The following is an 8,970-nucleotide window of genomic DNA, read 5'->3' as shown; positions in this document are numbered from 1 at the left end:
TAGGGAAACCGAAACGGGCCGGCTTCCAGACGATCCATCACGCCTCCGATCTCACCGTCCTCCATCTCATTTGGGGACCGTGCATGACGCTCTTTCCACACGACCACCGTATGGTGGCCGTGATCGGCCTCTATGGCGGCCGCGAAGACAACGTCTTTTACCGCCGAACGAAGAACGGATTGACTCGACAGGGCGGGAAAGAGCTCCACGCCCGCGACACCGTCATCCTCGGTGAGTCGGTGATCCACTCCGTGACCAATCCCCTCGACGAGCTCACGGGCGCCCTCCACGTCTACACCGGCGACTTCTTCGCTACGCCCCGCAGCGAGTGGGACCCCGAGACCCACGAGGAGCGCCCGTACGACATCCAGCACACCTTGCAGGCCTTCGAGGACTCCAACCGCCGCCTCGAAGAGTGACCCAGCTTCAGCTTCTCGACCGCCTTCTCTGAGCGGAGGCAGCGGAAGAACGTAACGGCTAAGAGCTGCGCAACTCTACCAGAGCGTTTTGACCGGATACGCTCGAACGAGCGGGTCCGGTGTTACGACGACGAGACCGTGCTCGAGGGACTGGCAGACGAGCATCCGATCGAACGGGTCCTTGTGAAGCGCGGGAAGCTTGGGCAGATGCGCCACCGCCTTCTCGCGCAGAGGCAAGCTCGACAACCCGTGGCGTTTCTGCTGCTTCGGGGATGTAGGTCGAGGGTGAGTCGGGAAGCGGAACCCTTCCGAGATGGTGCTTGACCAGAATCTCCCATAGCGAAACCGCGCTCAGCCAGACGTCGTTCTCGGGAGCCCGGATGGCCGCAGCGGCGGCGTCCGATAATCGCTTGTCCGCGCTGATGAACCAAAGAAACGCCGACGTGTCGACGAGGAGCTTCATCGCCCCTCGAAGGCATCCAGCAGTTCCTCTGGGAGCGGCGCATCGAATTTCGCAGGAACGATGAACTCGCCTTCGCAGAGCCCGATCGGGCGGCGTCCGCGCCGCCGGGGCCGGACGCGACGGATCTCGGCGACGGGACGATTCCTGCGGGCCAAAACTACCGTCGCTCCTTGCTCAACTTTCCGCAAGTATTTGGAAAGGTGGGTTTTGGCCTCGGCGATATCGACCTGGATCATGGTCATATATTCGACCAGGATGGTTTGTCTATCAATCGGCTTTGCGATCCTGCCCATCATCCGACGCAGCGGGCGCGTTTCAGGCCCTTCCTCGCGGCTCACCCGATGGTGGAAAGACGAGCGCGTGAATTCCTTCGGTCAAAGCCTCGAGCCGATAGCCGCCGTAGCTGGGGTTGTGATAGCCGAAGGTGCGCTCGGCGCCGCTCAGCTCGGCATCGTCCTTCATCGGCTCGAAAACGTGGCCCTCGTGCCATTCGTTGAAGGAGTTGATGTAGACGAGGAAGAACCCGCGGCGGTAATTCGAGAGCGCGAGGTCACATTGCGTTGCGAGGGTCGCCGTCAGCGAGTCCCGGATCCGTCCCATCGACAAGACCGCGGCGCGCTCTCGGTCGTCTAGGCGGTTCCAGTCGAGCGGGAACGTCGTCGGCGCGAACGGCCTCGGCTGATAGCAGCTGTCGGCGGGCACGTCACGCAGCAGGATCTCGTCATAGCCGGGGTTGATGTTGAAAGAGAAGACGAGTCCCGCGGCCGAGGCTCCCCGGGCGAGTGGCGCATAGTGTTCCGGCGGGATGAAGTTGTCGTAAATCCCGACGCCATCGAAGCCGGACGCGGGCGTCCGACCGAAATCCAGCGAGTCGGCGAGAAGGAACACCCGTTCGAAGTCCCAGCGGAGCTCTCGTCGCAGCGAGTCGATCTGCTGGCGCCAGACGGCATCGGGCGTGTAGTCGGGCACCGCCTGTCGAGAGCCGTGGCAATCGACGATCGTCTCGGGAAGGATGCAACGGAAGCCCTTGAATACCGGGCTCTCGCTTCCGTCTTCGTTCCGCAGGATCAGAAAGGCGTCCCATCCTCGTTTCTCGCCGTACTCGCGCATCAAGTAGAGAACGTCACTCGCCAGCCGAGCGCCTCGATCGTTGGCGTAGGGCTCGAGACCGAACGAAACCGAGATGCCGTGATCCTTCATGACATCCAGAACCTGGTGCACGCTTTGATCCTCGTAGCTCCCCGATCCCCACCAGGACAGCGAGATCGAGCCGACACCGGAGCTCGCTATCCAGCGCGCGTGCTTCTCGATGATCGAGCGATCTCGTGAATCGTAAGCTCCCAGTCGGGGGACGTAGTGCGTTGCCAGGTCGTCGGGAGGCTTTCGCGACGCGGCATCCCAGTGCCGCCATGGCTCAGATCCGTACCAGGGGTAGTACTCGAACAGGAAGTGTCGCGCGAGATCGGAAAAGCGATTGGACAGCGTCGCAAAATCGGCGAGCTCGGGGACCGGTGCGGCCTCCTCGCCCAGGGGAAGCAACTGCCCCGATTTGAGGGCGAGGGCCACCGAAGACTCGCGAAGCCAGGTGCGGCCGAGCTCGGTCCACCGCGAGGCCGAGATCGACCGGCCGAGCGCCGGCGCGGAGACGAGCGTGGGAAGCGACACCGCGGCCTTCAGAAAGTTCCTTCGGTCGATCCGCCGGATCATCTGCCCAATGGAAACTCTAACAGATGTCGCTTCGTTCTTTTCTCGAGGAGTCGTTTCGACTGACGAGCGGCCAGTGAGGTATTCTCTGGCTCGGGACAACCGAAAGGGCAAAGCGATGGCGAGGGTGAAAGAGCTCCGGGTGAATCGAGCCCGCATCGGCGTGGACGCCGAGGAGGGCGAAACTCTGCTGCGGGTGCTGCGCGAGCAGGTGGACGTGACCGGCGTGAAGTACGGCTGCGGGGAAGGGCAATGCGGAGCGTGCACCGTGCTGATCGACGGGGCTCCGGTGCGTTCCTGTCTCACCCGCGTCGAGGCCGCGATCGAGAAAGAAATCACCACGATCGAGGGACTCGAGCGCGACGGGAGGCTCCACCCGCTCCAGCAGAGTTTCCTGGATGCGCAGGCGCTCCAGTGCGGCTACTGCACCCCGGGCATGATCCTCGCGGGGGTGGGCCTTCTGAACCAGAATCCGCGCCCGACGCGCGACGAAATCTTGCGAGCGATGGAGGGGAATATCTGCCGCTGTGGCACCTACCCGCGGATCCTGGCGGCGATCGAGAACGTCGCGGGCGAGTCGACGGAGCAAGACCGATGAGCCACAAACCGACACCCGACCCCGCGTACGAGCCAGAACGATACGAGCTCGACGAATCGGCCCGGTATCATTTCGACTTCGACCGGCGGACCTTCCTGAGGACGGCGGGAACCGGGATTGTCGTTTGGCTCGCCGTCGACGACGTCATCGGCGCCCAGGAGTCGGGTGGCGGCCGGCGTCGCGGGCTCGACGAGGGAGCCCCCACCGAGATCGCGGCATGGCTCCACATCGGGGCCAACGGAAGGATCACCGTCTACACCGGCAAGGTAGAGGTGGGACAGAACACCCGGACCTCGCTCTCGCAGGCGGTGGCGGACGAGCTCCACGTATCGACGGACACCATCGAGCTCGTCATGGGTGACACCGACCGGGTGCCGTTCGACATCGGAACCTTCGGAAGCCTCTCGACGCCCCGCATGGCGCCGCAGCTCCGGAAGGCCGCCGCGGCTGCGCGCGAGATTCTCCTCGCTCTCGCGGCAGAGCGATGGCAGGTAGCACCAGACGCGCTCGTCGTCGCCGACGGGTCGGTTCTCGACTCCGCGTCGGATCGCGCGCTTACGTTCGCCGAGCTCACGAATGGCAAGACTCTCGCGCAACGGATTCCCGAGCATGCAACCGTGACATCTCCCGAGCGGTGGACGGAAGCCGGCCGGTCCGTTCCCAAAGTAAACGGACGCGACTTCGTCACGGGAAAACATCGATTCGTCTCGGACCTGAAACTCGACGGGATGTGGTACGGCAAAGTGCTCCGTCCGGACTCCATCGGCGCGGTGCTGGTCTCGGCGGACGTGTCGCGGGCCGAAGCGATGGATGGTGTCGTCCTCGTACGCGACGGCGACTTCATCGGCGTGGCCGCGCCGAGCGCAGCGCAAGCCGAGCGCGCCATCGAGTCCATCGGGGCGGAGTGGAAAGCGAAGCCACTGCCATCGGCATCGACGATCTTCGAGCACCTGAAGGCTCACACGACCGAAGGAGAGGGTTTCGACCGGGCACGACGGATGGTGGAGGGCTCGGTGACCGAAGGGCTGGCCGAGGCAGACGAGACGCTCGAGTCGACCTACACCGTCGCCTACATCGCTCACGCGCCGCTCGAGCCCCGGGCGGCGGTCGCGAAGTGGGAGAACGCCAGGCTGACGGCATGGACGGGCACCCAGCGGCCGTTCGGCGTCCGCGACGAGCTCGCCGAAGCGTTCCACCTTTCCCCGGACGCCGTCCGCGTGCTCGTCCCCGACACGGGCTCGGGGTACGGGGGGAAACACACCGGAGAGTGTGCGATCGAGGCGGCCCGGCTCGCCAAAGCCGCCGGCAGGCCGGTGAAGCTGGTCTGGACCCGCGAAGAGGAATTTACCTGGGCGTACTTCCGACCCGCGGGCGTCATCGAGGTAAAGGCGGGTGTGCGACGCGACGGGAAGCTCACCGCCTGGGCGTTTCACAATTACAACTCGGGAGGCTCGGCCATCGAGGGGAAATACGCGGTGGCGAACCGTCACATCGAGTTTCACCCGTCGGACTCCCCGCTTCGGCAGGGCTCGTATCGCGCTCTCGCCGCCACGGCCAATCACTTCGCCCGCGAGTCGCACATGGACGAGCTCGCGCATGTCTTGGGAATGGACCCCCTCGTTTTTCGGCTGAAGAACTCCGGCGACCCGCGGCTCGATGGGGTCCTCGAGGCGGCCGCCGAACGCTTCGGCTGGGCGCGGCTAAAACCGGCGGAGAATCGGGGGTTCGGGATCGCGGGCGGCTTCGAGAAAAACGCTTACGTTGCCACCTGCGCCGAGATCTCGGTACACCGGGCAAGCGGCCACGTGCGCATCGAGCGCCTCGTGACGTCATTCGACTGCGGGGCCGTGGTGAATCCGGACGCATTGACGAACCAGATCGAAGGCTCGGTAATCATGGGTATCGGAGGTGCGATGTTCGAGGCCGTCGATTTCGCCGACGGGAGAATCGGGAACGGTCGATTTTCGGCCTACCGCGTGCCGCGTTTCAGCGATGCGCCCGTGCTGGAAACCGTTCTCGTGGATCGGAAGGACGTGCCGTCGGCCGGCGCCGGGGAAACGCCCATCGTCTGCGTCGCGCCCGCCATCGGAAACGCCATCTTCGCCGCCACCGGCATTCGCCTTCGTTCGCTCCCCATGGTTCCGAAGGCCCTCGAGATCTGACAGCAAGCCGCCGGCGCGGGGCGGCCTGTCGATCACCTGCGGCTATTTTCCGTACGTCTCCGCACCCAGAAAGTGCAGCGAGACGTAGGGCTCCTCCCCGACGACCCAGCTGTCGTGCGGCACCGCGGGAATGTAGAACAGCTGTCCGGCCTCGAGCACGGTCACGCTCCCGTCGTCGAACGCGGCCGTTGCCTTGCCCGACACGACCAGCCCAACGTGCTCTACGTCGCAACGAGAAGCTCCAACGCCGGGCCCGACGTGCTCCGACCATTTCCACCCGGGCTGGTAGGTCGCCCGCCCGATGGTCATCCCGCCAAGCTTGACGATCTCGAACTTCCCGCGGGGCATTTCCCGCGTCTCGTCCGGCGTCTCGAACCGCTTCAGGATTACCTCGATCACGGATTGCCTGTGCTCGCTTTCGAAATCATCGATCGCTCGTCATTCTAATTCGTCATTGTCGACTGTCCCATTCAGGGCGCTTCCAGCTCGAATGTCACATTGTAGGTCGACCCACCCACGAAGCTGGCGTTCGAGACCCACCGGATGACGACCAGATCTCCCGCGCTCACGCTCGCCGTGTTGACCGTGTTACTGACCACGTTGGTGACATCGAGGTTGTCGATCGTAACCGTCAACGTAGTCGCCGACAGGCCGGCAACGTTGGGGCCCGTGAGGATCGTCACCGTCACCTCGGATCCGGGATCGATCTGGGCACTGGGGGTGACGTACATATTCTTCAGGATCCCGCCGCGCGGGATGGCGAATGCCGTCGTCTCTAGAACGTTCTGGTTCTCGCGATGGAGAAATCCGTATCGAGTCAATGACGCAGCGTTCAACGTGGCTCCTCCGTGAAGCAACAGCACCGTCCCGCCGCCGCCACCCCCGCCGACGTCATCATCGGAACAGGAAACGTTTCCGCTCGAATCCGCCGTCAGGGCGCCGCCATTGGCACTCGCGCTGCAGTTCAAACCGCTTATCGTCAAGGAATCGGCGGTAACCTTGCCGGAAGCGGTGATACCGCCCTGTGCACTCGCCGGCGTAGGTGCCACAGCCACCATGAGCCCAGCAAGCAGAACCTGGAACCAGCCCGCGAAACGGTCTTCGACGCACGCCAATCTTCCCACGAGTGTGTCCTCCACTTGGTTTGAGTTGTGACGTCAGAGTACCACTTCGACTCTCGTTTATTCCATCGTCAATTCGCGCCAGAATACTTGGAAGTCGACCTGGGGTTCGGGACGCTCTTACCGCCCGGTCGCTGGAAACGTCTGGAATAGCCTCTTGCTCGTGTGACGCCTTGTCGGCGGACAACGAGGCCATCTCATCGCCGCCGACGAAGGTTGCTCGCTGAGCGCGGGCGGTCCGCGAGACAAACCCACATGCCTCGATCGCGTCATGTCGTCGTGGGCACCTGGGTCTCGACCAGCGGCCTGATCTCGACGGTGCCCATGGCGGCCGAGGGAATCCGTTCGGCGAGCCCGATCGCCTCGTCGAGGTCCTTGGCCTCGACGAGGTAGTAACCGCCGAGCTGCTCCCGGGTCTCCGCGAACGGGCCATCGGTCACCAGACGCTTGCCGTTGCGGAGGCGAACGCTCGTCGCCGCTGACGTCGGGTGCAGCTGCGAGCCCGCCAGGAATTGCCCGCTCGACTGAATCTGTTGCGTGAACTGCCGGTAGCGCGCCATGATTTGCTCCTGCTCGGTCTCGCTGAGCTTGTCCCAGCCTTGCTCCTCGTCGTAAATCAGCATCATGTACTTCATGTGTACCTCCACTGTTAAGTCGAATGGCAGGCGCCGAGATCGACACTCTGGCGCCAATTTTTCTACTATCGTGCGTGTCCGTGGACGCCAACGCAGCGGTTGACGCACTCTATCGATCCGACTGGGGTCGGATCGTTGCCACTTTGATTCGGATCCTGGGCGATTTCGACCTTGCCGAAGAAGCGGCACAGGAGGCTTTTGCCGCCGCCGTACGTCAGTGGCCTGGCGACGGCGTCCCCGAGTCCCCGCGGGCCTGGATCATCCGGACGGCCCGCTACAAGGCCATCGATCGCATTCGGCGACGCACTCGGTTCGAGGAAAAACTCGAATCCTACGCCGCCTCCCGATCGAGCCGCACCCTCGCGGAGCCACATGACGACACGAACGAGATCCCCGACGATCGCCTGCGACTCATCTTCACGTGCTGCCACCCGGCGCTTGCGCTCGAAGCGCAGGTCGCGCTGACTCTCCGGACGCTCGCCGGCCTCGAGACCGACGAGATCGCTCGCGCGTTCCTCGTGCCGACGGCGACAATGGCGCAGCGGCTGGTGCGTGCCAAACGCAAGATTCGAAATGCCCGCATTCCGTACAAGGTGCCCGACACCAGCGACATGCCCGCGCGGCTCGACGCGGTGCTGACGGTGATCTATCTCGTATTCAACGAGGGCTACACCGCGACTCGCGGCGATCGTCTCCTGAGGGCCGATCTCTGTGTCGAGGCCATCCGCCTGGGACGCCTGGTGACGGCCTTGATGGCGCCGGAGCCGCCGAAGGACGCGACCGCTCTCGTCGCCCTCATGCTGCTTCACGACTCGCGGCGGGATGCCCGTCTCGACGCTGATGGCGACCTCGTCGTCCTCGAAGAGCAGGACCGCGGTCTCTGGGATCGAGGGCAGATCGAAGAGGCGTTTCCGATGGTCGATGAGGCGCTTCGCGACGACCCCGGTGTCTTCGCTTTGCAGGCCGCGATCGCCGCCGAACATTGTCGCGCGGTGCGGGCCGAGGACACGGACTGGCCTCGGATCGTGCGTCTCTACGACCGGCTGGAGCGCTTGCAGCCTTCTCCCATCGTGTCGTTGAACCGCGCGGTGGCGTTCTCGATGGTGAACGGCCCACGAGCGGGGTTGGCGCTCATCGATGTTCTCGCCGCGGCGGGCGATCTCGACGATTATCACTTGCTGCACGCGGCGCGGGCCGATCTGCTTCGCCGCCTCGGTTCGCCCGTCGAGGCGGCAGAGAGCTACCGGAGAGCGCTCGCGCTGGTCCAAAACGATGCCGAGCGCCGATTTCTCGAGGGACGCCTGTCCGAGGTACTGCCCCCCGAAGAATGACCACGCCCGTTCTCCGGGGACCTTCTTGCGGGCGGCCGGTCGATTGACAAGGATTGGCTCATGGGAGGAACGCCAGCAAACAAGCTCGCGACGCTTCTTGCCTCGGCCCGAGTCGGGTGGCTCGCGGCTCTCGCCGCCGTTCTCCTGTGTCTCCCCTCGATTCCCACGGGTTGGTATCTGGATGACGTGATACACCGTGCCCGGTTCTTGGAAGTCGACCCGATGATCGATTCCGCCAACATGACCCATCGCATGTACGACTTCCTTTCCGGGGATCCGGAAGAGATTCTCGCGCTCAAGGATCTCGGGGTCTTGCCGTGGTGGGCCGATGATGAGCTCGAAATCCGATTCTGGCGCCCTCTGTCTTCGTTCACTCACGTCATCGACTACGCGCTTTGGCCAGACAGCGGAGTCTTGATGCACCTCCACAGCGTGGCCTGGCTCGCCTGTCTCGTCGCCGTGACCGCCACGTTGTTTCGCCAGATCATCGCGGTGCCCATGGTCGCCGGACTTGCGACCCTCCTCTATGCACTCGAC

11 protein-coding genes and 1 pseudogene are annotated in these 8,970 nt (G+C 64.1%); 5 read left to right on the top strand and 7 right to left on the bottom strand.

Features of this window, described 5'->3' with window-relative positions; genetic code table 11:
* Nucleotides 1-419 (top strand): hypothetical protein (locus VEK15_24995; protein HXV63980.1); only part of this gene is annotated, 419 nt, incomplete at its 5' end.
* Nucleotides 420-494: 75 nt separating this feature from the next.
* Here VEK15_24995 and VEK15_24990 read toward each other — a convergent pair.
* From VEK15_24990 to VEK15_24975, 4 genes and pseudogenes are all read right to left on the bottom strand, one after another.
* Nucleotides 495-665 (bottom strand): hypothetical protein, encoded by a 171-nt coding sequence (locus VEK15_24990; GenBank protein ID HXV63979.1) that lies wholly within the window; start codon nucleotides 663-665, stop codon nucleotides 495-497.
* 133 nt (nucleotides 666-798) lie between these two features.
* Nucleotides 799-882: pseudogene (locus tag VEK15_24985) on the bottom strand (hypothetical protein).
* Nucleotides 879-1,220, bottom strand: a complete 342-nt coding sequence (locus tag VEK15_24980; protein ID HXV63978.1) for a type II toxin-antitoxin system prevent-host-death family antitoxin — start codon at nucleotides 1,218-1,220, stop codon at nucleotides 879-881. The pseudogene VEK15_24985 and the gene VEK15_24980 overlap by 4 nt, the downstream one beginning before the upstream one ends.
* The gene (locus VEK15_24975; protein HXV63977.1) at nucleotides 1,198-2,589 is read right to left on the bottom strand and encodes a hypothetical protein; all 1,392 of its coding nucleotides are present in this window, start codon (nucleotides 2,587-2,589) and stop codon (nucleotides 1,198-1,200) included. Before VEK15_24975 ends, VEK15_24980 begins: the two co-directional genes overlap by 23 nt.
* A gap of 73 nt (nucleotides 2,590-2,662) precedes the next feature.
* Between VEK15_24975 and VEK15_24970 the strand changes: the two genes are divergently transcribed.
* Nucleotides 2,663-3,184 carry a (2Fe-2S)-binding protein gene (locus VEK15_24970; GenBank protein HXV63976.1) on the top strand — a complete coding sequence of 174 codons (522 nt, stop codon included), beginning with the start codon at nucleotides 2,663-2,665 and terminating at the stop codon, nucleotides 3,182-3,184.
* The gene (locus VEK15_24965; GenBank protein HXV63975.1) at nucleotides 3,181-5,346 is read left to right on the top strand and encodes a molybdopterin cofactor-binding domain-containing protein; all 2,166 of its coding nucleotides are present in this window, start codon (nucleotides 3,181-3,183) and stop codon (nucleotides 5,344-5,346) included. The genes VEK15_24970 and VEK15_24965 overlap by 4 nt, the downstream gene beginning before the upstream one ends.
* A 42-nt stretch (nucleotides 5,347-5,388) precedes the next feature.
* Here the strand turns inward: VEK15_24965 and VEK15_24960 are convergent, their stop codons facing one another.
* The 3 genes from VEK15_24960 to VEK15_24950 form a co-directional block, all read right to left on the bottom strand.
* Nucleotides 5,389-5,745 (bottom strand): cupin domain-containing protein, encoded by a 357-nt coding sequence (locus VEK15_24960; GenBank protein HXV63974.1) that lies wholly within the window; start codon nucleotides 5,743-5,745, stop codon nucleotides 5,389-5,391.
* 71 nt (nucleotides 5,746-5,816) lie between these two features.
* Entirely contained in the window at nucleotides 5,817-6,470 is a 654-nt protein-coding gene (locus VEK15_24955) for a hypothetical protein (protein ID HXV63973.1), read from the bottom strand.
* Between the two features lie 266 nt (nucleotides 6,471-6,736).
* On the bottom strand, nucleotides 6,737-7,102 hold the full coding sequence (locus tag VEK15_24950; GenBank protein HXV63972.1) for a YciI family protein: 366 nt from the start codon (nucleotides 7,100-7,102) through the stop codon (nucleotides 6,737-6,739).
* Between the two features lie 74 nt (nucleotides 7,103-7,176).
* Between VEK15_24950 and VEK15_24945 the strand changes: the two genes are divergently transcribed.
* Nucleotides 7,177-8,433, top strand: coding sequence for an RNA polymerase sigma factor (locus VEK15_24945; GenBank protein ID HXV63971.1), 1,257 nt, complete (start codon nucleotides 7,177-7,179; stop codon nucleotides 8,431-8,433).
* 60 nt (nucleotides 8,434-8,493) lie between these two features.
* Nucleotides 8,494-8,970 (top strand): hypothetical protein (locus VEK15_24940; protein HXV63970.1); only part of this gene is annotated, 477 nt, incomplete at its 3' end.

The sequence above is a fragment of the Vicinamibacteria bacterium genome (genome assembly GCA_035620555.1).
Lineage (GTDB): Bacteria > Acidobacteriota > Vicinamibacteria > Marinacidobacterales > SMYC01 > DASPGQ01.
This window is presented reverse-complemented; position numbering and strand designations above follow the sequence as displayed.